Here is a 24,188-nt window from a genome sequence, read left to right as displayed (position 1 = left end):
AATAGGGAGCTTTTGATGGCGTTACGACATATTTTTAAAAGTATATTAACTTTATTGGTATGCACTACCTTTGTTGGCTGCAACAGTACAGATGCTGGAAATAAACAAAGCCAAATTACCAATGAAGAAGTGGTAAGTATTTCAGCAACCGAGCTTGCGCAATTAAAAGAATCAGCAGCTCAGTGGCAGCAAGCAAAACCAGGGATTGAACGTTTACTTGTTATTGAACAAGATCTCAAGTTATTAATTAATCAACTTAATGCCGTTGTAGCGCAGGAATCTACTGCTGCTAAACAACCAGAAGTTATTTCGCCAGAAGTAACTGCACCAGCAACAATAGTAAAGCCAGGGGTTACGACGCCACCTATTTATGCACTACAAGTTGCTTCAGTAACACAAAAGGTGCGGCTAACTAAAAGTGCTGCAGACATCCAAAATGCAGCGCCACAATTATTTGAAGGCAAGTTTGTAGCAAATGTAGAGTCTGTCGATGTTAACGGGGTTACTTACTACCGACTTAAACTTGGTGCTTATCAATATCAAAAAAATGCCCAAGCTGATTGTGATAAATTAAAGCAACAGCAAGTCAGCTGTATCGTTAGTCATTTCACAGACAATCCCATCAAACTATAAATAGGCATAATTATTGCTTTGTATCTGCCATGCATCAAGAGGATGGCAAATATGCGCCTTATAATACTTTTACTTTCAATCAGCCTTACAGCCTGTAGCTTGACTGGTGATGAGCCAGATACAAGACAAAGCCCTATTGAAAACCCAGCGATGGCTCCGTTTACTGTGCATCAGTATGTTAGTGACTTAAGCACTCAGTTGAGCCATATTAAAGGGCCTTTTAAAAGCTCGGCACGCATTGCTGTTACTAGCTTTTATCTAGCTGATTCTCTAGAAACAGGCCTAGCTCAAGGGCAAGGTGCTGGCCTTAGTCAGCAAATTCAAGAAAGCCTTATTACGCAGCTCACCCAGCTGGGGTATAACATTATTGAATACCGCCTAGAAAACACTATAAATTTATCAGCTTCTGCCGATAGTATGCTTAGCAGAGATATTTCAAAATTACGTCAACGCCAGAATATTGACTATGTGATCACCGGCACACTTACGCGGCAACAACATGCCTATATTGTTAACGCCCGCATGGTGAATACGCAAGATAACGTAATTACGTCTGCGGCAAATACTGAGATCCCTATCAATGTAATGTGGGGTGATGAAAAAATTCAGCAACGCGATGGTTATATCTATCGCAGTGAATACTAATTAGGAGCCCTTATGAAACGCTTATTACTTACTTTATGTTTGCCACTGGGCTTTGGTTGTTCGCAAATGATGGGTGACAACAGCACCGTTGTTGAAGATAATTCGCCTCAGTTAGCAAAACAGCGCACAGTTGCTGAACCTGGACAAACAACTTCGCTTTATCAAAATACTGCAGTAATGAACGACAGCAGCCAAATAACGACCCCAACACGTAAAAATATCAACCATTACGTGCGGGGTATAATGCAAGATATGGCCGAGAATCTGCAATACGTAAACACGAAAACGCCTTTAGCGGTATCGAGCTTTATTTATCTTGATGATGAATATAACGATGGCACTTTATTAGGTAATCAACTAGCTGAAAGCTTTATGCACGAATTACACAGCTTTGGTGTACCCGTGATTGATTTTAAAACCACAGACTATATGCGGGTAACACCAAGCGGTGACTTTGTATTTAGCCGTGACTATTTAGAGCTAAGCCAAGACCAAAACTTTAACTATGTGTTGGCCGGTACTATGGTAAACCACCAAGGTGGCGTATTAGTGAATGCCCGTATCGTAGGTTTAACCAGTAAAGCAGTGGTGGGCTCTGCGCAAGGTTTTATTCCACAGTCAGTGGTTGATGCGCTAGACAGCAGTTATCGCACCGATGGCGTAATGCTTAAACAAGCGAATGAGTGAGACGAGTATGGCATTTTTAACTAAACATGCTGCAATTGTTAGCTTAAGCCTAACGGCTTCGCTGTTAGTGGGCTGTAATGCAAATAACACGAGTCCAGAGCAGGCAAAGGTTGATAACGCACAAGTTACAGCTCCCAGCTATGATTTAAATCAGCTAATTCGCCAAGCACAACTAAATGACGAACAGCAATATCAAGATTCAACCCAGTTTACTCCGCTAAAGCACCATAAAACTTTGGTCAACTATGTTGAACAAATGGCGCTGGATTTGGTTGATACAATGCAGTCAGAGCAAGACATTGCGATTGCTGTTACCTCGTTTGTAGATTTAGATGCAAGCTTGAATAACAGTAGCCAATTAGGTAACCAATTATCAGAGTCGTTTATTCATCAACTCCAGCAGTTTGGTTACGGGGTGGTTGATTTTAAAACCACAGATCAAATTTTAGTTAACGAACGTGGCGACTTTGTGTTTTCTCGTGATATTGAAAACCTAGCCAACAAACGTATCGCCAGCCATGTATTATCAGGCACGTTAATTTATCGCAGCAGCGGGGTAGAGGTAAACACCCGAGTGATAGATGTACAAAGCAAGCGAGTGATCGCCAGCAGCCAAAAAGTATTGCCGTATTATGTGTTAAAAAACGATGATATAAACCTCAAACGCGCGAGTATTAACTAGCCTTGTATTAAGTTCATTTAACTGCTTGATTGTAAATAGGATAAACCGTTATACTTTTGCTATCAGCTATCAGCTATCAGCTATCAGCTATCAGCTATCAGCTATCAGCTATCAGCTATCAGCTCGAAGCTCGAAGCTCGAAGCTCGAAGCTCGAAGCTCGAAGCTCGAATGTGGCCTCTTAGTTAAATGGATATAACGGCCCCCTCCTAAGGGGCAGTTGCAAGTTCGATTCTTGCAGGGGCTACCAATAAAATCAATGAATTACGATTTTTCTCTCTGCTTTTATATTTTCTGTGTAGCACATACGTAGCATATTTATTTGAGTGAGAATATAAACTTTAGCAAGTTAAGGGATTAGCTTTTGTTTGAGCAGGTATTTAGTCATATACAGCATAATTATAATTTATTTCCAACAGTTGAGGTTGGTCAAAGAGATTCTTTATGTAGGTTCTGCAAATTAAATGATGTGAAGTTTAATAAAAAAAGGGCCCATTCCTTTCCTGAGTTTCTTGGCAATAAAAGCATATTTACAGTTAATGAATGTGATGAGTGCAATGCTAGATTTTCAAAAATAGAGAAAGACTTAAGCAATTTTATACCCCCAACGATTATTACTCGATTAAGAGGCAAGAAAGGCTATCGGCCGAATTATATAAAAGGTGGCAGTAAAATTTATGGTGACGATCAATTCATAACATTAATACAAGAAAAACCTTCAGAGAAAAGCTCATTAAATTTTTCTTCACAAACTTTTGATATGGTCAAAGTTTACAAAGCAATTTTAAAGAGTTTAATATCTATTCTTCCAGATGAAAAATTAAAAGAATTTAATACTGCTATTGGATGGTTGAGATCAAATCAGAATTTTGAAAGCTTTAATCATTTTCCTATTTTTTGGTGTGGGTACAGAATGCCTGATGCTAACTTTCCAATAAAAATGGAAATCGAATTAACTAGAGAAACGTCTGATAATCACATTATCTATATTTTATATTGCCAATTTAATAACTTTTTTATTTACTTCCCTTTTTCTCCAACTAGCAAATTATTTTTTAAAGCTGAGCAATTAGCATCAAAAGTAATAGCCGAGAACATACATTATGAAAAAGTTGACTGTAGTGATGGAATAACAAGCCATTCATATAAAATCAACCTTCCTCTTGGTGAACCTGATATAACTTCGAGAGAAGAGCTTACGATAGAGCTGTTAAATAATATATTGAAAAATAGGAAAGGGAATAGTAATCAATGATGATCACTAATATGAATCAACTAAAACTCGCAACGACTAAAGCTAAAGAGGGGTTATTTGATGAAGCGATAGAAATTTTATTGTTGGCTTTTCAAAGTGGAATATCATCAGAAGCCGATATCTTAAAAGTATTGCCATATTATCAGAAAGCTGGCAGATACAACGAACTTGAGGAAGTTTGTCAAGAAGACTTCATTCCACAATTAGAACAATTAAATCATTCGACGTTTTCTCATAAATGTGAAGAAATTCAAAAGTCTTTTCTATCTTTAAAATTGCACAAGCTATATGCAAAGTTAGCTTTGTGTGCAGAAAGAGAAAATCAAACTAAGGATGAAAAAAGATTTATTAGTTCTAGCCAGCATTACTATGGGGTTTATGAAGATCTTTTAGAGCAAGGTACTAAAGTAGAGAAACTTAAAGAGTTTAAAAATATTGTGAAACGATACGGAAAGAACAGTCATCTGTGGCCTGAGTTTTTGCAAAAAGAATTTTCTAAATATATAAAATAGTTAAACTCAGCTAGTACAGTTATTTACAGAGCTCCAAGTTAGATCTTTTTGCCATTCTGGCAAGTGGTTAGCTAAAGATGATTTTTAGCTTTGCCTTAGAGTTTGATATGAACTAAAGCTTAGTTTAGAGCTTTAGCTAATGCCTGGAGAGGCAAATCTTGACTTCAGACATCATACTTCAGTTAACCTGCAATCAATAATTAACCGAATCTAACTCTTTTAATTTTAGTTGTGATATCTATCTTCACATTCATTGTTTTACACTTTATTGCGCGAATAAAACCCGCAGCAGGGTTTGCATGTGTCCGCGGGAGTTGTTCATCAGTTGTGTAATTATGGTGACGTTGATCTTGAGTTTATTGTTACTTCAACACCGCCAAGTCACGGTGATAAAGTGATCATTTAACTCAAAGTACATGATAATAAAAAAGGAAGCCGAGGCTTCCTTTGTTGTGTGCGTATTTGTTTAAGCGCCTGGGCCACATTCCATACAGTGGTTTATGATATCTGGGCCAAATTTAAGTTTGGCGTTTAAATCACGAAGGGCGGTACGCAGGCCTTCTTCAATCACTGGGTGATAAAATGGCATATCAAGCATTTGTGGTACGGTCATTTTGTTTTGTACTGCCCATGCCAGTAAATGGGCTATATGCTCGGCTTGTGGACCGATAAACTCAGCGCCAATAAATAAGCCAGTCCCTTGCTCTGCGTATACTCGCATATGGCCTTTGTTTTTTAGCATTACACGGCTGCGGCCTTGGTTTTCAAAGCTGACTTCGCCGGCTTCAAAACAACCGCATTCACCTAAACGCTCTGTTATTTGTTTGTAGCTTTCGCCTACCATCGCGATTTGTGGGTCACTAAATACCGCTGCAATAGAAGCACGACGTAAGCCGTTTCGCACATCTGGGAAGCGTCCTGCGTTTTGCCCAGCAATGGTGCCTTGGTCACTTGCTTCGTGTAATAGAGGGATCATATTACTGGCATCCCCGGCGATAAATATGTTTGAATCGCCACATTGCATAGTGTGTTTATCGGCAATTGGTACGCCTCGTTCATCTAGCTCAATCCCTGTGTTTTCAAGTCCGAGTTTGTCGGTATTCGGTATGCGGCCGGTAGCGGCGAGTACAAAATCAAATTGTTCGGTTTGCTTGTCGCCGTTTTTGTCAACATAAGTAAGTTGCGCTTTATCGTCGACTTTTTGCATATCAGACACATTTGAGTCGGTATCCACAAAAAATTCTTCTGCAAATACAGTGTTGGCGTAATCTTTAATGACAGGGTCGGTAATAGGGCCTATAGCGCCACCCACACCAAATAGCTTTACCTTAACACCTAAACGGTGCAAAGCTTGGCCAATTTCAAGGCCAATAACGCCGGGGCCAAACACGGCAACAGATTCTGGCAAGTCTTGCCAATCGAACACGTCGTCATTAATTATTAATTTATCGCCAAAGTTATTAAATACGCCAGGGTAAGCAGGACGTGAGCCCGTTGCGATAACAAAGCGTTTTGCATTAATAATTGTGTGGTCGTCAATTTGAACGCGGTTGGCATCGAGAAACTTTGCATAGCCACGAATTTTATCTTCACTTGGAATTTCATCTACGGCCTCAACCACAAAGCCTACAAAGCGGTCGCGTTCATTGCGCACCCGTGCCATTACTTCAACACCATTAATGGTAGGTTTTGAACTATGTACACCAAATGCCGGTGCTGTTTCGATTGAATGAGCGGCTTCAGCGGCTGCAATCAATAATTTACTAGGCATACAGCCAACACGCGCACAGGTAGTGCCGTATGGGCCTGCTTCAATCATTAATACGTTTGGTGTGTGTTGTTTTGCGTTACGGTATGCACTTAGGCCGGCAGTGCCAGCACCAATTACAACAACATCTGTATTTAGTTCTTTCATGGTGATGTCCTCAATACCAATTTTATTAAAAAACTGGTTTTAAATAAGTTAATAAAATGGGTACGTAAAAAGGTAAAAGTAGGGGCATTAATGCCCCTAATCATGTGCTTAAAGGATTACTTAATTAAGCAAAGTATTTTTCTAAATCGTCAGAGCCACCAATGTGCGTTCCGCCAATAAATACTTGTGGTACGGTTTCACGGCCTGAGATGGCTTTAAGGCTTGTTAAAGATGCACCTGCACCCATGGTGATTTCCTCAAACACTAAGCCTTTTTCTTCTAGTAACGCTTTTGCTTTACTACAGAATGGGCAACCAGGTTTAGTAAATATGCTTACTGCTTGTGGCTTTACTTGCTCAGGATTGATGTAATCAAGCATAGTGTCTGCGTCTGATACTTCAAACGGGTCGCCTGGTAAATCTGGCTCGATGAACATTTTGTCAATCACGCCGTCTTTAACCAGCATTGAATAGCGCCAGCTGCGTTTGCCAAAGCCTAGGTCATTTTTATCTACTAGCATGCCCATGCCGTCTGTAAATTCACCGTTACCATCTGGTAGTAAGGTAATGTTTTGTGCTTCTTGGTTTTGAGCCCAAGCGTTCATTACAAAAGTATCGTTTACTGATAAACATACGATGTCATCAACACCATTTTGCTTAAGTACACCTGCTAACTCGTTGTAGCGTGGTAAATGAGTTGATGAACACGTTGGTGTAAATGCACCTGGTAGTGAAAATACAACAACAGTTTTGCCTTTAAAAATGTCGTCTGATGTTACTGATTTCCACTCATCATTTACGCGAGTTGCGAATGTAACTTGTGGAATTGTTTGACCTTCAATATTGTTTAACATGTTTTTTAGTTCCTCTTGATTTGTTGATAGCCATTATGTCGTGAAACTTGTAATAGCTCCAATCGTTTATTTGTATTACCATGATAGGTATTACCTATTATGTTTGAGCTTACTATGAATTTAAAAGATCTTGAATATGTAAAAGCAGTTGCCCACTTTAAACATTTTCGTAAAGCGGCAGACGCTTGTTATGTTAGTCAGCCAACGTTGAGTGGCCAAATTAAAAAGCTAGAACAAGAATTGGGCGTTACATTATTTGACCGTTCTACTAAGCAAGTTACTTTAACTATGCAAGGTGAACGTTTGTTGACACAGATAAAGTTAGTGTTAGAGCAAACCCAAATACTAAAAGAGCTAGCGGCAACATCGAGCGCCCCATTACAGGGTAGGGTAAAAATAGGTATTATCCCAACTATTGCGCCGTATTTATTACCTACTTTACTTACCTCAATGAAAGAAGCCTTTGCTGATAGTCAGTTTGCCTTTGTTGAAATGCAAACCAGCACTATTCTAGCGGCACTTGATAATGGTGAGCTAGACATTGCAATACTAGCAGATGTGTCTGAACTTAAGCTTTATCATACAGTTAATATATATAAAGAAGACTTTTTAGTGGCCTTGTCAACGCAAAATAAACTTGCTCAGCGTAGTAAGGTCGCGTTAGATGAGTTAAAAACGTGTAGCTTATTAATGCTCAGCGATGGGCATTGTTTTAAAGATCAGGCTCAGCGTTTTTGCTTTGCGGCAGGAGTAGATGTATCGAATGAGTATCAAGGTAATAGTTTAGAAACGTTATTAGCTTTGGTTGCCATGGACGATGGGGTCACTTTTGTGCCTAAGCTTGCAGCAGCTGAGCGCGACGGAATTAAGTATTTGCCTATATTTCCAACTCAGCAGCGCAGCGTGGTGTTAGCATCTCGTAAGCATTATCCGCACTTAGCGGGTGTTGAGTTGTTGGCAAAGTGGCTAAGTGAGCACCCAAGTTTACGCAAACAATTAACTAAAGCGATAGTGTAGCAAGCTCGACAACGTCGTTAATCTGAATATTTGGTAAAGGTTGTTTATCAACACTCACGGTTACGGCGCTTTGTTGATATACCTGTTCAACTTGTACTTGGTTTAGTGTGGTAATGAAATTAGGCATTTTATTACCTGCAGCATCAGTTAAATAGTTATGATGGGCAATATTTAATATTTGCCCTTTTTCAAGGCCATGAGCTTTACCAAGATTAATGACCAGTTTGTCGTTTTCAATATGTAATATCTTACCTTGGGTCTCAAGGCATGCCATGGCTGCTTGTAGGTCATAGCTGAGGGTTTGGTTTATATCGGCAATGGTTTGTCCGTAGTCTGAGCCCCAGAACTTTTCGCCATATACATCAATTAAATCAGTTTTTTCAAACGGCCAGATACCTTGACCACGATAGCTTTTTTGCCAAAGTCGTTCGTAGGTGGTGCCATCAAATAATACAAAATCAACATTGTATGCGCGCTTATAGGTTTCATCTTGCCAAAAGGCGTAGCTGTTATTTAGTTTATCACTATTTGATATATCAACAATTTGACTCAGTAATACATATTGTGAATTACTGCGAGAGGCAATTTCTTCAAGTAGAGCGTTGCTGTAATCGTATTGTTGAGTAAAAAACTCACTTACGCGTATAGGGAAATTAAAATAGGCAGTAGGGCGTGTGCTTATTGGTGATTCATTTAAAGTATTGTATAGGTTTTCGCTGGTGGCTTTATTTATGTCAAAAATTTGACCCATGCGGGCCTGCTCACGGTGTTTAAGTTGGGTTTGTGTAATTGCCACAAACTTATTAAAGCTGCTGGCAGGGCACTGCTCTTGTTCTGGAAAAATATCTAAACGTAGGGTGATTGCAAATTGATCGCCGTGTCTGTCTTCGCTGATCATTTCAATTTTTTGTATTTCACCATGGCTGTTTATTTTTAGCTGATCTTGGGTAAGTACGCCATCTACAAGGGTTTGCATTGAACTAACACGAGCTCCTGAAAACACCAATGCTTGGGTTATAGCATCTTTTATCGCGACAGATTTAGCTTTGGCTATATCATTATTTTTAATGCTGGCATGGCCGGTAGATTCAAACCATTGTGCATTCACACTGGTACTTACGCTCAATGCAAGCCAAGCCGAAGCTGTAACAACGCATGTTAATAGTTTTTTCATCGTAAGATCCCACGCCAAAATATTGGTTAATTACCTTTAATATGCATGTAATACGCAAGGACTATACCAATTGTTTTAAATATGAGAGTAAAGCAAGAACATGGCATTGATCATGCATTCATTGCGACTATTAAACCATTTACTTTAATGTGGGCTCCTATGCGTATAGTCTTTTTTATTTTTGCAATTTTAAGTTTATCAGGTTGCAGTAGCATTTTTGATAAACATGTTGAATATAAATATATAGAGCCTGATAGTTACCCAGTACTTAAGGCGATAGGCTACGCCCCAATCAGTGCCCAACCAGGCGATAACGAGTCACAGCGTTCGTTAATGGCGTTAAAAGCGTCAAAGCTTGAAGCGTATCGTGAGCTTGCAGAGCAAGTATATGGGCAAAAAATTACCGCTGGCACAACGGTGAAAGGCAGTATTGCGCAAAACGATCAATTACAAAGCCAAGTACAAGGCGTCATTAAAGGCGCGCAAGTAGTAAAAAGCTACCCTGTTGGCGACAGCTACGCAACGGAGCTTAGGCTTGATATGAAACGCGTACACGATTTATACATAGGTGAGATCAAACCAAGAGAAGTGAAAAAAGTTACTTACTACTAAGCAAAATATCTCATATTTACCTGTGGGTGCTATGCTTGATTTAACAATTCTTTTTGATCGAAAGCTGTGATACGACAAGGTAACAATTACTTTTTATTAATTATGCAATGGCCAAGCCTATGTACGCTTTTATAAAGCGAGCTCGTGTTTGGTCGACGGGCTACCAAGGCTATATATGGCGTGGGTTATTGTTAGTTTTACTCGCTAATAGCTTGGTTTTTGCTGCTCGCCTACCTATCCAGTTCAATGTTTTTTTTCAGCAAATGAATCAACAGTTTGGTCCTACAAGACTGCCAGTAGCACGAAGCTGGCAAACCATGTTAGTGCAAACTCAAAACAAATCAGAACAACAAAAAATTTTAATTGTGAACGATTTTTTTGCTCGCAACCTGCGTTACCGCACCGACATCCAACTGTGGCAACAAAAAGATTACTGGGCGACTCCACTTGAAACGCTAGGTAAAGGTTTAGGTGATTGTGAAGATTATGCCATTGCTAAATATATTAGCCTCAGAGCACTGGGTATTGATGATAATAAATTGCGACTTATTTATGTAAAAGCACAAATAGGTGGCCCACGTTCAAACAGATCGCAGGCTCACATGGTATTAGGTTACTTTGTGACGCCTAATGCTCAGCCGATGATTTTAGATAGTTTAATTACCAAGGTATTACCTGCGGCAAAACGCACAGATTTAAGCCCTGTATTTAGCTTTAATAGCCAAGGATTGTGGGCGAACAATTCAACTAAAAGTGTTGCAAATCCGACTGCGCGATTGTCGCGCTGGCGTCGGATATTAGAGCAAACACAAAGAGAAGGAGTTATGTGGTAATGGCATTATTTTCCTTATTTAAGCGTAATAAAAAAAGTAGTATCACGCTTCGTCAAGAGCTCTGGTTTGCCATTCTTATGGTGATATTAGTAGGGTTTATTAGCAGCTTGTTAATAAGTACTTACTCGGCAAAGGACTATTTTTCGTCTCAGTTGTATTTAAAAAACGTGGATAACGCGAACAGTTTAGCCTTAATGGTGAGTCAGTTAGATAAAGATCCTGTGAGCTTAGAATTGCTTATTTCGGCAACTTTTGATACGGGCCATTACCAACGCATTGAATTACAAAACCCTGCTGGGGAGGTGATTGTAAAACGCGAGTTTTCTGGTGATTTTGATACTTCAACACCAGATTGGTTTCATCATCTTTATCACTTAAATGTAGCGCCGGGGGTGTCTCAGATTAATGATGGTTGGAGCCAGTTTGGTACTGTGTATTTAGAAAGTCATAGTCAATATACTGAACAGGCACTATGGCAAAGTGCGGTAAGGTTGTTCTTTAGTTTTTTAATTGTCGCGATTGTCGCATGTATTGCAAGTAGCTATTTTCTGTCAAAAATACTACGTCCACTTGATGATGTAGTGTATCAAGCAAATGAACTGGGTAATAAGCGTTTTATAAAATCAAAAGTGCCAAATACTTATGAGTTTGCTCGTCTTGTTAGCTCAATGAACCTGCTATCTGCTCGTTTTAGTAAAATTATAAAAGAAGATAATAAGCGTCTTGAAGAGTTTAGATTTAAAAGCCAACATGATGAATTAACTGGCTTGGCCAATCGGGAGTATTTTTCTGCCACTTTAGAAGCTCATTTAAAACAGTCTGAAGATCATGCTCATGGCGCTTTATTTTTATTTCGAGTAATGAATCTTGATCAGATAAGTGAACAGCTTGGCCGTGTTGAAATGGTTAATTTTGTAAGGCGTTTTACTAAGACCTTGATCCTGTTTTTAGAAGAAAATGAAGATCGTTTCTCTGAAAACCATATTGCCCGTATGTCCCATACAGATTTTACTGTGTTATTTACCGATGTTGAAGATTTACAGTTGCTTAGTGATCGGGTTTTACGGCTGCACAAAACATTAGTATCTGAATATCAGAGTGTTGATTTAGCTCTGCCTCACAGTTGCACATTTATTGAGAGTAAAGATACTCGCTTTACTTTATTAAAGCGCGTTGATGACTTACTCAAAATCGCATCAAGTGATAAATCAACACAAGCTAAATTTACCGATAATAAAAACAAAAATGAGTTGTTTGATAGTGCTGATAGCTGGCGTTCAGCTATTGAAAAAGCATTAGATAACGATGATCTCGATGTTATGCTTTACCCTGTTACCAGTTTTAGCGGTAAGTTATTACACAACCAACTAACCTTGAACTTATTGTTAAACGGCGAACTTTATCGCTCGGGCTTTTATTACCAGTGGGCTAAGCGGTTAAAATTACTGGCGCGATTAGATTGGGGGATCATTAAATATTTAGTGAGGGTGTTTGATGAACGTGAAGATTTAAAGCTTATATCAGTGGAAATATCCGAAGAAACGCTATTAGATGATAGCGCGCTCGCCGCTATTCTGACCTACTTGTTAGCATTTCCTAATTTAGCTAAACATATTTGTTTTGATGTAAAAGAGAGTATTGCGGTTGCTGAACTGGCTGTATTTAGAGACTTTTGCGGGCAGGTGAACAGTATGGGGGCTAAAGTCTCACTAAAACGGGTTGGTTCTGCGTTCACTAAACTTGATAAATTACAAGAGCTTGGCCTTGAGATGATAAAAATAGACAGTATCTATGGTCACAATATTAGTTACAGCCAAGATAACCAAACTTTCTTAAGAGGAATGTGTGCAATGGCTCATTCGCTTGGTATTAAGGTGATTGCAGAAGGTGTGAGTAATCCTGATGATTTAGCTATGCTTCAGTCTCTTGGTTTTGACGGTGTGGTTTCGCAACCTGTTGATGCGGCGGGTATGGAACGTAAAAAGTAAACCTAATCATAGCTTGCCTGTCAACTCCCTTTAACCGCGAGCATAAGGTGCATTCTGTCGCGTACTTTTAGCTTATTAAACACAGAACTCATATGCTCTTTGACTGTGCGTTCAGTTATGTTTAGTTGATTGGCCACTTGTTTATTAGTGGCACCAGTTACCACAATGTCTACAACCTGACGCTCTCTTTTTGTTAGGCTGTCTAGGTCGCAATCATGTTTATAATTAACAGGCTGATTTGATAGTGCGCCAACTAAATTAGACAGTAACTGACCTGGAAGCCATATACCACCACTGAGAATGGTGTCGGCAACTTGCTCAATGATTATTTGACTGGCAAAGGCTTCAACATAGCCCCTAGCACCCATCTGCAAAGCAGCCCCGAGCTCATTAATATCTAACTCTCTGGCCATGACGATTACCGGAATACGGTTTTGGCTGTATTTTTTAACTAATTCTAACCATTGAGGTATACCAGCTAATATCCAGATCACACTATCAGCAGTGATATGCTTTGGCGCTATATGTTTTATCGCACAATCAGGGTAAGCATTTTTCCAATGAGGAGAAGTCAGTTCCTTCTCGCTAATAAATAGGTGTAATCGCATTTTTACTCCAGATTTAGAATGTCAGGCTGAATTAGCGTTCAGTCATAGCTAATGAAGTAGCCCGTAAAACAGGTTTGAGTAAGTATTCTAAAACGGTTTTTTTGCCCGTAATGATGTCAACCTGAGTAGTCATACCAGGAATAATGGTTAGGTCGTCGGCAAATTGGTTTTTATTGGTTTTTAATTGCACCAAGTAAAAGGTGTTGTCACGTTCATCTGTGATTGTATCAGCGCTGATCTGCATAACTTGGGCATTGAGACCACCGTAAATAGCAAAATCATATGCACTAAATTTTATCATTGCCGCTTGGCCAGGGCGCAAAAATGCGATGTCTTTAGGGGGGATTTTAGCTTCTACAATTAATTGGTCATCAAGGGGGACTATTTCTAGTACTTCACTGCCGGGTTGTAAAATTCCGCCAACAGTGTTGACCATTAAGCGTTGTACAGTGCCATTTACTGGGGATTTTATTTCAGTCTGAGTTACTTTATCTGCGAGTCCTGACTCGGTTTCTTTTATCGACTCAAGGCGCAGTAGTGCTTCTGATAATTCGTTATTCCAACGATTTATCATGACCAGCTCAACCTCAGTTACTTTATTTTTAGCTTCATTAATCGCAGATAAACTGCGATTTATTACTGCTTTCGTTCTACTTATTTCACCTTTTAGCTCAACGGCTTGTCGCTCTAAACGAATGATGTCTATATCAGACACAGCACCAGATTTTAATAGTGGGCGGGTCACTTGTAACTCACGATAGATTAACCTTAGAGCGTCAGTATGTTGCTTAAGTGCGGCTTGCGCTTCAATATGATCTTGACGACGTTGTTCTAACTGGCGTTTATGAATAGTGACTTGTTGGTCTAGCTCTTCTTTGTTACTGAGATATAGCGCTTCCTCATGGATCACAGCGTTGGGAGAGTCCGCTTTTAATTGCTCGTCGAAAGTTAATGGCTGCTTTTGGGTTAGCGCTTTTAATCTTGCTACTTTGGCACTGAGAGATTGTACTTTAGACTGGTTTTCACGAAAACTTGATATATATCGGGTTGGGTCTATTTTAATTAATACATCGCCAACGTTTACTATTTGCCCTTCGCGTACATTAATTTGTTCAACCATACCGCCATCATAAGATTGAATCAGCTGTAACTTATTCGAAGGGATAACTCGGCCCTCACCACGAGCTACTTCATCTAAACTTGCAAATGCAGACCAAACAATCAATAGCAGTATACTTAAACAAATTAAGTACAGCAGTAGCCGTGCCCGCGCGGGTTGTTGTTGCATTTTTTCCCATTGCGCATCGACCACCCAATCTTGGCTGTTAGGTGGTGATAACCAGTTTTTAAATAAACCATTAAATATGGAAGGTTTGCGACCTTTTGATGCTTCAATAGCACGACCCATCGATTCAAATGAACGTTGTTCTAGAGGTGGTTTTTTGTCACTCATGAAGCACGCTCCACAGGTTTGTTATTTAATGATGCGATAACTTTGTCTTTAGGGCCATCTGCAACTATTTTACCGTTGTCTAATACAATCACCCGATCAACAAGTTCCAGTAGGGAGGTTCTATGTGTAACAACTATAAGGGTTTTTTCCGCACTGTGTTGTTTCAGGTTTGCGATAATTCTTGCTTCGCTGGCATGATCCAACGCAGAGGTTGGTTCATCCAAAATAAGTATTGGTGGATCATTTATAAGCGCTCTTGCGATACCTACGGCTTGGCGTTGGCCACCAGATAATAACCGGCCTTGTTCACCGACCTGTAAATCAAAGCCGTCAGGGTGGGAGTTAATTAAATCAAATAGCTGGCTTTGTTCGCATGCAGAGATAATTTGCTCGTCTCTAGCATGCCAAGCACTTAAAGTTATATTGTCTTTTAAGGTGCCATAGAACAAAGAAACGGTTTGCGGTACGTAGCCAATATTGTGGCGTAATTCAGCTGGGTCTATTTGGTGGATATCCGTATTATCCACAGCTATCGATCCGGCGGTTGGTTCGTATAATCCTAAAATAAGTTTTTCTAAGGTACTTTTACCTGAGCCATTACGCCCTAAAATAGCTACTTTTTCACCTGCTTTTATACTTAAATTTATTCCTGAGAGTGCGTCATTACTTTCATCAGAATATTTAAAGCGTACATCTTTAAATTGAATATCGCCTCTTAAAACAGGGTGGCTCAACCAATGCTTTCCCGGTGGACGTTCTACTTCATGTTCCATAATTTCATTGAGTGAATGCATTGCGATTGCCGCATGATGAAATTGGGCCAAAACGGCGGCAGATTGCCCGATAGGGCCCATTGCCCTCGATGACAATAAGTAAGCTGCAATTAAGCCGCCTTGAGTGAGATCGCCGTTAATTACTAAATGAACACCGATGATCATAATGATCACTCCCACTGATTGCTGCACCCATGCTGCGGTTGTTGAAATAGATCCTGATATAAGCCTACTTTGTGCGTTTACACGGGCAATAAAAATGGTCGATTTTTCCCAGATAGACTGGGTTTTACATTCGCTATGAAAGCTTTTCACGTCTTCAATATTGGTGAGGCTTTCAACCAAGGTTGCATTTCGCATTGAGCTTGCTTTCATGGTTTGCTCAGAAAGAGCTTCTAATTTGCGGTGTGCTGCTAACGCGTAAAAGAGTAGTAGCAAAGCACCAACGATAATAGGAATGCTCAGGGGGACGCCGATTATCGCAATAACGGTGATGTATAAAAGTACAAACGGAAGGTCCACCAAGGCGATTAACGTAACTGAGCTAAAAAAGCTTCTTACAGATTCAAATGATTGAATATTACTTGCAAATGATCCTGCTGAGGCCGGCCTGTTTTTTAACTTCATGCCGAGTACACGCTCCATGATCACCGCCGATACTTTGACATCAATTCTGCTGGCAGCAAGTTCAACAAAATAGCTTCGTACTAGGCGCAGAGCAAAGTCAGCTGTGAGGGCGATTAAAACACCAATTGCTAATACCCATAATGTTTCAACTGCTTGATTTGGCACAACTCGGTCGTATACGTTCATTACAAATAATGGCATGGCAACAGACAATAACCCAAGGGCAACAGCTGATATAATCACGTCTTTATAAAGTGATCGACACTCTTTTATGACACCCCAAAACCAACCATCTTTAGAGAGTTTTTGTAAGACCGGCGAACGAGCGTCGAAGGCAAACTCGGGTTGTGCATAGATAATAATATCTGTGGTGTTTTGACTTAACTCTTCAATACTTATGTGTACTGCTGAGTCACTCAATTCAGGGTAAATTACCTCTACCATTGCAGTATTTGTGTCTACAGAAGTCACAACGCAAGCTTGATTATCGCTAAGTAATAATATAGCGGGTAATAACGCAGCGTTTATTTTAACAAGTGGTTTATTAACCACTTTTGTTTTAAAACCTATACGCTTTGCAGCCCTCGAAAAACCTGACGGAGTGAGGTTGCCTTGCTCAAGCGGTAAGCCGCTTAATAAAGTTTCACGGGAGAACTCGCGACCATGGCAATGGCATAAAATTGCAAGGCAATCTACCAACACGCCACCATGGCTTGTTACATCATCTATTTCCATGTAATGACCAACGTTGTAATTCAGTTTGCAGAACTAATTAACTTAATTAGAATCCATTGCTTGCAGCTAAACTGCCGCTAGTATCTGTTATGATGGCCTCTATGCGCCGGTTAGCAGCATTTGCACGTACAGATATTTCCTGTATTTTTGGCAGATCAGTTCCGTACCCCAAAGATTTAACTCTGCTTGGGCTAATACCGTATTGCTGAGTGAGTATTTGTGCAACCGAAAAGGCGCGTCTTTCAGAGAGTTTACGGTTGTATAATGCAGGACCCTCTAATGAGGCATGGCCTTGGATTTCAACTTTTTTGTTGGGGTGTTGAGTTAAAAAGTCAGCTAACCGTTGTATTTCTTGCATGTATTGTGGGCGTACCTCACTGGAGTCGGCTGAAAACGGGATGCCAATTTCTACATTGGCAGAATCAGCTTTATATTTTGTGCAGCCTGTTTCGTCAACGTCAGTAAAAGCAGGAGTTGCTGGGCAGCCATCATTTTCGTTAGCAACACCATCACCATCATCATCTTGAAAGTCACTCATACTGTTTAATGTCGTATTTAATGCTGGTGCCTCTAAGTACCTTGGCATGGCGGTCACTGACATATAAGCGTTATCTTGCATTTTCTTTTTTTGTAAAAAGGCTTGGCGGTTTATAGTTGCTCCAACGTCATATTTAGGGCAAATACTTTCAGGGTTGTGCGCAAGCGGATCGTCAGTTAAATCACTTATTTTAGGAAATTTATCTGATGTAACATTGAGTGTAGGTAAAAGTTTACCCATTTGTGCTAGCATAGTTAGAATCGCTTCTTGGCGTTCATAAAGTGCCGAGATATAAGAACGGGTAGATTGAAAAGATTCGTTCTCAGCATCAAGTACGTCAAGCAGTGTACGTTGGCCAATATCAAACTGATCTTTGTAGGCAAATTTCACTTTATTAGATGAACGCTTGTGTTGCTCTAATGCTGGTAGTTTGCTTTCAAGTACTTTCACATTATTATAAGCTATTTGTAGGCTTTGTCTTATCTCTATGCATGACTGATCACGTTGGTATTTTGCAACATTAACCTCTTGATATGCTTGTTCTAAATTAGCACTATCAAGGCCTCCTTTGTACAAGTTATAGCTAACATCTATACCGACTCGTGCTTCTGTGCGTGTTTCATTAAACCCCAGTTCATCACGGTCTTGTGTGCCATAACGGGCTGATAAATCAACATTTGGGTGAAAGGCCGCTTTTTGTGCTTGGGCATTTGCCTCTTGTGCGGCAATATTATATAACGATGCATAGAAATCGTGGCTGTTTTTATATGCGATATCAAGAGCTTGGTTTATTGATATCGGTATGCTGTCTTCGCTTAGCCTTGCCTCAACAGTGCCTTGTTGTGGTAGTTCACCAACAACTCTTAAATAGCGGGCACTCACGTCATGCAAGTTTGCATATTCGGTCATTACGTTTGATTGGGCCAATGACAGCCGGTCACTTATTTGTTCTAAATCTGCAGCACGTGCTACGCCTGCACCAACACTTTGTTCGATTTGTTGATACACAGATTCATGCTCTTTTAGGTTTTGTTGAGCTAGTTCAACTAGGCGAGTAAACTTTTGTACATCGATGTAAGCTGCGCTGGCCTCTAACGCGATTTGCTCTGCTTGCGACATCATTTCAAAATAACGAATTAGTTGAATGCGCTCAAAGCGCTCTACTGTATTTGATGTTCTAAAGCCATCGTATAGCATCTGCCCTAAAGTTAACTCTGCGGTATTCCGATTGTATTCGTCTTCGATGCCGTAGTTACGTTTTTCATAGCCAGCGCTAACAGTGGCATCGACAGTTGGCAAATAGCCCGAATAGGCGGCATTAACACCATACACTGATGCTCTAAATGCATGCTATGCTTGTTGTACCTCAGGGTTATTAGAAATTGCTTTGTCAGCAACATAGGTTAAAGGCATTAAGGAAGTTTCCTCCGCATGCACTTTAGGTATAACTCCATTTATGGCTAAAGTTAGGCCAATAGCCAAGATAGTTTTACTTTGCTTAATGCTATTTTTTCTAATCATTGCATCCTCTTAGATCAGTTAGAAGCACTTCTAATTAAGTTTTAGACAATGAAGTTAAATAGTGCAAATCTAATTATGAAGAAGCATAAAAAATAATTTACACCACCTATTTTAGTCGTATTTTTTTAATTTTTTTTGTAGTCCTGTACTTTAGTCCAGTAGCTCTTTAGTACGGCTTGTCTAAATTTTATCTATATAGCAAATTTTTTTGACTGAGTAGGTGAAATCATGGATGCAAATCAATTATTAGTTATTGACGTACAAGGCACAGTACAGGTTGCTTTAGACGATGGCTCTTTTCGCACGCTAACATTAGGCGACACAGTGACTGTTGGCGAGATTGTTATAACTGCAGCAAACTCTTCGTTAATAATCGATGTCAAAGGTTTGTCACTCGCGATACCTGCAAATCAAAGAGTTAAAATTACGCCTGATTTAATGGCAAAAGCCGCTCGAGATGACTCAGAAACTACCTTGTTTGATGAATCAATTGATGATGCTATTGCTAGTTTGAACTCACCCGAAGCACAAGACTCCACAGATACACAAAATCCAGATGTAACAGACTTTTTGCAAGCGTTAGAAGGGGATGGAGATATTCTTGACGCTTTAGATGCAACTGCTGCTGGTGGCAATACACCGGGTGCGTCTGGTGGTGGTACATCCTTTGTTACATTGACTCGAATTGCTGAAGCTTTGAGTAATAACGGTTTATCGTTTGATGATAGTTACGAAAGTTTTAATGATGGAATTTTTAGTTTAAGAGATACCACCGATGGCGTGTTACCAGAGACCAACCAATTGGCATCATTAACTATTAACGACCTGGGTTTGATAAACAATGCACAACCAGTGATCACCGGTACGAGTGAAAATCTGGCAGGCCAAGCTGTTACTATGATAATCACGGATTCTGCAGGGGAGACGCAAACTTTAGTTGTCGTAATTGAAGAGGATGGTACATTTTCAGCTGCTGTAGAAGAGCCACTAATAGATGGCCCTATTGTGATAGATGTGACAGTTACAGATTCAGATGGAAATCCGATTACCGAGACAATCACCGCAGAGATTGATACCACGGCACCTGTTGTGAGTATTAATGCATTAGCTGACTCATCTTCTGAAATAGTGACAATAAGTGGCTCTGTGGCAGGTGTGGCAGCGGGTAATAATGTGCTCGTGACGGTGACTGATAGCGCAGGGCAAGTTCAAAATTTTACTGCTGTTATAGACGAGCAAGGTAATTGGTCATTAACAACACAAGCCTTATCTGAAGGTGCTTATACCGTAAATGCTGTTGTAACTGATGATGCAGGCAATCAAGGAATTGACTCCACTTTAGCGATAGTAGATTTAACTGCCCCCATCATCACTATTGATGCTTTAGCCCCAACAAATAACACAACTCCTGTTATTAACGGTGGGGTGAGCGGGGTGTCTGTTGGCAGTCTAGTTACTGTTAGTGTATTAGATGCAGCAGGAAACGAACAGAACTTTACTAGTATAGTGGATGATAATGGTCGTTGGTCAATCGAAGTTTCCGAGTTATTAAGTGAAGGAGAGTACACAGTTACGGCTCAGGTAGCAGACTCTGCGGGTAACCAAGCTTCGGATACAGCGATAAATCAGATAGATTTGACGGCTCCTGCGATTAATATTTTACCGCTTGATGATTCTCAAAATACTACGCCAATAATTACAGGTTCAGTGCAGGGAGTTCCTCAGGGAACAGCAATTATAGTTATGGTTACTGATTTTAATGGCCAAGTGCAAACATTTACCGTTTTAAGTAATGCTGATGGTAGCTGGGCAGTCAATGTATTAAATGAGTTGTCTGAAGGTGAGTTTAGTATTTTAGCTACTGTTACGGATGCAGCTAATAACCAAGCGCAAGATATTGAAACAGCCTTAATTGATTTAACTGCTCCGGAAATCACTATTTCATCAATCGCTGACACGAATGACACAACGCCTACCTTTTTTGGTCAAGTTGAAGGTGTAGAACCTGGCACAATATTGACTATTGATGTTGTGGACAGTGCTGGTGTGTTACAGCAATTAACAGCGCAAGTTGATACTGACGGTCGTTGGAGTATTGAAGCTTCACTAGCCTTAGCTGAGGGATCATTTACAGCAACTGCTTCAGTGTCGGATACAGCAGGTAATAGCGCATCGGCACAAACTGTCGGTCAAATTTCATTTTCACCTATAACAATCGCCATAAATACAATTGCTGATTCTAATGATACGACTCCATTTTTGAGTGGTACAACTGAGGGGGTGGCACCAGGTAGTACAATTTCACTTGCCATTACAACTAGTGATGGTAATACATTTTCGTTGCTAGCTATTACTCAAGCTGACGGCTCTTGGTCTATTCAACTTAGAGAACCTTTACCTGAAGGAGACTTTACAGTCGTTGCAACGGTTACAGACCCTCAAGGTAATGAAGCGCAAGCTAGCGCCGTTGGTAATATAGATTTAACCGTGAGTATTAATTTTATTATTGATACAAATGATACTACGCCTGTCATTTCTGGTTCAACTCAAGATGTGGAGCCTGGTGCGCTGGTGACCGTTACTTTTGTTGGCAGTAATGGGCAAACTGAAATAATAGAGGTACTAACAGATGAAAATGGCAGTTGGTCTGTAGAAGCAAGTATTCCACTTGCTGAAGGTGAGTTTACGGTATCTGCTACTGTGACAGATGCTGCTGGTAATACTGCACAAGCAACTGAAGTTGGAGTAATCGATTTAACCGACCCAACGATTCAAATTAATCCTATTGCAGATACAAACGACACGACTCCTTTGATCTCAGGGACTGTTTTAGATGTAGACGCTGGTACAGTTGTTACATTACTAGTTACAGATAGTGATGGTGTTCAACAAACACTAACAACGGCAGTAGACTTAAATGGAAACTGGCAAGCAGATGTTTTAAACGAGCTTGGTGAAGGTGATTTTACTGTTACTGCAAGTGTTTCTGACGCTGCGGGTAATAGCAGTACTGCAACAGCAACAGGCACTATTGATTTAACGTCTCCTGAAATTATCATTGACTTCATTGGTGATATAAGTGATTTAACACCTACTTTAACTGGTACTACACTCGGTTTACCTGATGGTAGCACCGTAACTCTGACTATTACAGATAATGCAGGAGCAGTACAAGTGCTAACTACAGCTATTGCATCGAATGGACGTTGGTCTATCGAAGTTAGTAATGAGCTAGCAGAAGGTGAATTTGACGTTGTTGCTGATACTCAAGATGCTGCAGGCAATACTGCTCAAGATTTTAGTACAGGTAATATTGATACTACATCGCCGACGATTAACATAGCTGACTTTACAGATACTAATGATGTTACACCTATTATATCTGGAAGTGTTTCAGGTGTTGCGGTTGGTACGTCCGTTACAGTTATTGTTATTGATAGTAATGGGAATCAGCAATTATTAACGACAGTTGTTAATGCTGATAGCAGCTGGCAAGTAGGAGTGAATAAATTGCTTCCTGAGGGGGAGTTTACAATAACAGCAACAGTTTCTGATAGCGCTGGAAATGAAGCTATCGATTCAACTGTTGGTGTGGTTGATTTAACTGCCCCGATTATTAATTTAGATTCAATTAATGAGGGGGCAGACAGCACTCCTGTTATATCAGGGCAAGTTCAAGGAGCTACTACAGGTTCAATTGTTAGCTTGATCGTTACTGACTCTGACGGTGTTGAGCAGCAATTCATGACTCATGTTTTAAGCGATGGTAGCTTTTCAATTGAAGTTCCTAATAGCTTAGCTCAGGGAGAGTTTTTGGTTATTGCTACTGTGGCTGATGCGGCAGGTAATGAAGCTTCAGATTCACAAACTGGCTTGATTGATTCAAGTTTACTTTCTATTTCAATCAATGTTATTGGCGAAACAAATGATACTACTCCAACAGTTTCAGGTAGTACCCAAAATACGATACAGGGCGATCAAGTTGCCATAATCATCACCGCACAAAATGGTCAAACAGAAACGTTATTTACTGTAGTTGATGCCCAAGGCAATTGGACTGTTACACCAACACAAGAGTTAGTTGAAGGAGAGTTTTCAATTACGGCCACTGTAACTGATAGCTTTGATAATGCAGCAAGTAATAGTTTAACGGGTGTTATTGATGTGACTGCGCCCAGTATTACTCTTAATTTTGACTCTTTAACGAATGATAACACTCCACTATTTAATGGAACAACAGATGCGCCAATAGGTAGTGAAGTGACACTGGTTATTACAGACAACGCTGGAAGTATATATACATTAGTGGCGCTGGTGGACTCCAATGGTAATTGGGCAATAAGCCCTGAACTCCCATTAGACGAAGGGGAGTTCACAGTTACAGCCACAATTTCTGATGAGGCTGGAAACCTAGCATCAACTTCAGGCAGTGGTGTAATTGATATTTCAGCACCAACTATTTCTATTGATAGTATTGGCGCGGTAAATGATCCAACCCCCACTATTACTGGGCAAACAGATGAGCCTGTAGGTAGTACGGTAAATATCACTGTTTCAGATGGCTTGAATACATATATCTTTACAGCAATTGTTAGTGTTGATGGGAGTTGGAGTGCAGATGTACCAGAGCCACTATTGGATGGCGAAATTACTGTTTCAGCAAGTATTACTGACTCCGCCGGAAATCAGGCTCAAGCAACATCGTCGTTTGATCTAACTAGTGAAGCTCCTAGTTTGAATATTGATGAATTATCTGCCACCAATGATACAACGCCAACGATAACGGGTTCTAGTGATGAAATAGGCGCGACAGTGACGTTAACCGTGACAGATGCAGCAGGCAATGAACAAAACCTAACTGCCACAGTACAAGCCGATGGTACATGGTCAGTGGATGTGCCCACTGATTTAGCCGAAGGTGCGTTTACCGTTGATGCCAGCGTGACGGATGCTGCCGGTAACACGGCCAGTGACAGTGAAACAGGTGGTGTGATTGATACTCAAGCGCCTACGTTTGATATTGATCCAATTAATGCCACCAACGATACAACGCCAACGATAACGGGTTCTAGCGATGAAATAGGCGCGACAGTGATGTTAACCGTGACAGATGCAGCAGGTAATGAACA

Annotated in this window: 19 protein-coding genes and 1 tRNA gene; 12 read left to right on the top strand and 8 right to left on the bottom strand. The window is 40.2% G+C overall.

Annotated elements, in window-relative coordinates:
- Positions 1-15 precede the first annotated feature (15 nt).
- The 7 genes from AAEU30_RS20215 to AAEU30_RS20185 all read left to right on the top strand — a co-directional run bounded on the left by AAEU30_RS20215 (position 16) and on the right by AAEU30_RS20185 (position 4,412).
- The gene (locus AAEU30_RS20215; RefSeq protein ID WP_421962099.1) at positions 16-633 is read left to right on the top strand and encodes an SPOR domain-containing protein; all 618 of its coding nucleotides are present in this window, start codon (positions 16-18) and stop codon (positions 631-633) included.
- Between the two features lie 51 nt (positions 634-684).
- On the top strand, positions 685-1,278 hold the full coding sequence (locus AAEU30_RS20210) for a FlgO family outer membrane protein (RefSeq protein ID WP_421962098.1): 594 nt from the start codon (positions 685-687) through the stop codon (positions 1,276-1,278).
- Between the two features lie 12 nt (positions 1,279-1,290).
- Complete coding sequence (locus tag AAEU30_RS20205; RefSeq protein WP_421962097.1) at positions 1,291-1,965, top strand: FlgO family outer membrane protein; 675 nt, start codon at positions 1,291-1,293, stop codon at positions 1,963-1,965.
- Positions 1,966-1,972: 7 nt separating this feature from the next.
- Entirely contained in the window at positions 1,973-2,647 is a 675-nt protein-coding gene (locus AAEU30_RS20200; RefSeq protein ID WP_421962096.1) for a FlgO family outer membrane protein, read from the top strand.
- A 173-nt stretch (positions 2,648-2,820) separates the two neighbouring features.
- Positions 2,821-2,895: transfer RNA gene (locus AAEU30_RS20195), tRNA-Arg, on the top strand.
- A gap of 114 nt (positions 2,896-3,009) precedes the next feature.
- Positions 3,010-3,900 (top strand): hypothetical protein, encoded by an 891-nt coding sequence (locus AAEU30_RS20190; RefSeq protein ID WP_421962095.1) that lies wholly within the window; start codon positions 3,010-3,012, stop codon positions 3,898-3,900.
- The gene (locus AAEU30_RS20185) at positions 3,897-4,412 is read left to right on the top strand and encodes a hypothetical protein (RefSeq protein ID WP_421962094.1); all 516 of its coding nucleotides are present in this window, start codon (positions 3,897-3,899) and stop codon (positions 4,410-4,412) included. The genes AAEU30_RS20190 and AAEU30_RS20185 overlap by 4 nt, the downstream gene beginning before the upstream one ends.
- A 466-nt stretch (positions 4,413-4,878) precedes the next feature.
- Here the strand turns inward: AAEU30_RS20185 and AAEU30_RS20180 are convergent, their stop codons facing one another.
- Together AAEU30_RS20180 and AAEU30_RS20175 are read right to left on the bottom strand one after the other, a co-directional pair.
- Positions 4,879-6,327, bottom strand: coding sequence for a dihydrolipoyl dehydrogenase (locus AAEU30_RS20180; protein WP_087533753.1), 1,449 nt, complete (start codon positions 6,325-6,327; stop codon positions 4,879-4,881).
- A gap of 124 nt (positions 6,328-6,451) precedes the next feature.
- Positions 6,452-7,180 (bottom strand): glutathione peroxidase, encoded by a 729-nt coding sequence (locus tag AAEU30_RS20175; protein ID WP_087533752.1) that lies wholly within the window; start codon positions 7,178-7,180, stop codon positions 6,452-6,454.
- A 114-nt stretch (positions 7,181-7,294) separates the two neighbouring features.
- Here AAEU30_RS20175 and AAEU30_RS20170 point away from each other — a divergent pair, with 114 nt between their 5' ends.
- Positions 7,295-8,197 (top strand): LysR substrate-binding domain-containing protein, encoded by a 903-nt coding sequence (locus AAEU30_RS20170; RefSeq protein WP_087533804.1) that lies wholly within the window; start codon positions 7,295-7,297, stop codon positions 8,195-8,197.
- On the opposite strand, the gene AAEU30_RS20165 is transcribed toward AAEU30_RS20170, so the two are convergent.
- Complete coding sequence (locus tag AAEU30_RS20165; RefSeq protein WP_421962093.1) at positions 8,181-9,371, bottom strand: flagellar assembly protein T N-terminal domain-containing protein; 1,191 nt, start codon at positions 9,369-9,371, stop codon at positions 8,181-8,183. The genes AAEU30_RS20170 and AAEU30_RS20165 overlap by 17 nt on opposite strands.
- A 159-nt stretch (positions 9,372-9,530) precedes the next feature.
- Between AAEU30_RS20165 and AAEU30_RS20160 the strand changes: the two genes are divergently transcribed.
- From AAEU30_RS20160 to AAEU30_RS20150, 3 genes are all read left to right on the top strand, one after another.
- Positions 9,531-9,983, top strand: a complete 453-nt coding sequence (locus tag AAEU30_RS20160; protein ID WP_421962130.1) for an LPP20 family lipoprotein — start codon at positions 9,531-9,533, stop codon at positions 9,981-9,983.
- A 119-nt stretch (positions 9,984-10,102) separates the two neighbouring features.
- Entirely contained in the window at positions 10,103-10,816 is a 714-nt protein-coding gene (locus AAEU30_RS20155) for a transglutaminase-like cysteine peptidase (RefSeq protein ID WP_087533803.1), read from the top strand.
- Complete coding sequence (locus AAEU30_RS20150) at positions 10,816-12,804, top strand: bifunctional diguanylate cyclase/phosphodiesterase (protein WP_087533749.1); 1,989 nt, start codon at positions 10,816-10,818, stop codon at positions 12,802-12,804. The genes AAEU30_RS20155 and AAEU30_RS20150 overlap by 1 nt, the downstream gene beginning before the upstream one ends.
- A gap of 20 nt (positions 12,805-12,824) precedes the next feature.
- Here the strand turns inward: AAEU30_RS20150 and AAEU30_RS20145 are convergent, their stop codons facing one another.
- The 5 genes from AAEU30_RS20145 to AAEU30_RS20125 are packed head-to-tail and all read right to left on the bottom strand — an operon-like array spanning position 12,825 to position 19,059.
- Positions 12,825-13,412: a LuxR family transcriptional regulator gene (locus AAEU30_RS20145; protein ID WP_421962092.1), complete on the bottom strand. Its 588-nt coding sequence runs from the start codon at positions 13,410-13,412 to the stop codon at positions 12,825-12,827.
- A gap of 31 nt (positions 13,413-13,443) precedes the next feature.
- The gene (locus AAEU30_RS20140) at positions 13,444-14,865 is read right to left on the bottom strand and encodes an HlyD family type I secretion periplasmic adaptor subunit (protein ID WP_087533747.1); all 1,422 of its coding nucleotides are present in this window, start codon (positions 14,863-14,865) and stop codon (positions 13,444-13,446) included.
- A complete protein-coding gene (locus AAEU30_RS20135) occupies positions 14,862-17,000 on the bottom strand; it encodes a type I secretion system permease/ATPase (protein ID WP_421962091.1) in 2,139 nt (712 codons plus the stop codon). The genes AAEU30_RS20140 and AAEU30_RS20135 overlap by 4 nt, the downstream gene beginning before the upstream one ends.
- 46 nt (positions 17,001-17,046) lie before the next feature.
- Positions 17,047-18,870, bottom strand: coding sequence for a TolC family outer membrane protein (locus AAEU30_RS20130; RefSeq protein WP_421962090.1), 1,824 nt, complete (start codon positions 18,868-18,870; stop codon positions 17,047-17,049).
- A gap of 18 nt (positions 18,871-18,888) precedes the next feature.
- Entirely contained in the window at positions 18,889-19,059 is a 171-nt protein-coding gene (locus AAEU30_RS20125) for a hypothetical protein (protein WP_421962089.1), read from the bottom strand.
- A 228-nt stretch (positions 19,060-19,287) separates the two neighbouring features.
- Here AAEU30_RS20125 and AAEU30_RS20120 point away from each other — a divergent pair.
- Positions 19,288-24,188: beta strand repeat-containing protein (locus AAEU30_RS20120; RefSeq protein WP_421962088.1), on the top strand; the 4,901-nt coding region annotated here is incomplete at its 3' end.

It is taken from the genome of Pseudoalteromonas mucoides (assembly GCF_049257175.1).
Taxonomy (GTDB): Bacteria; Pseudomonadota; Gammaproteobacteria; order Enterobacterales; family Alteromonadaceae; genus Pseudoalteromonas.
This window is presented reverse-complemented; position numbering and strand designations above follow the sequence as displayed.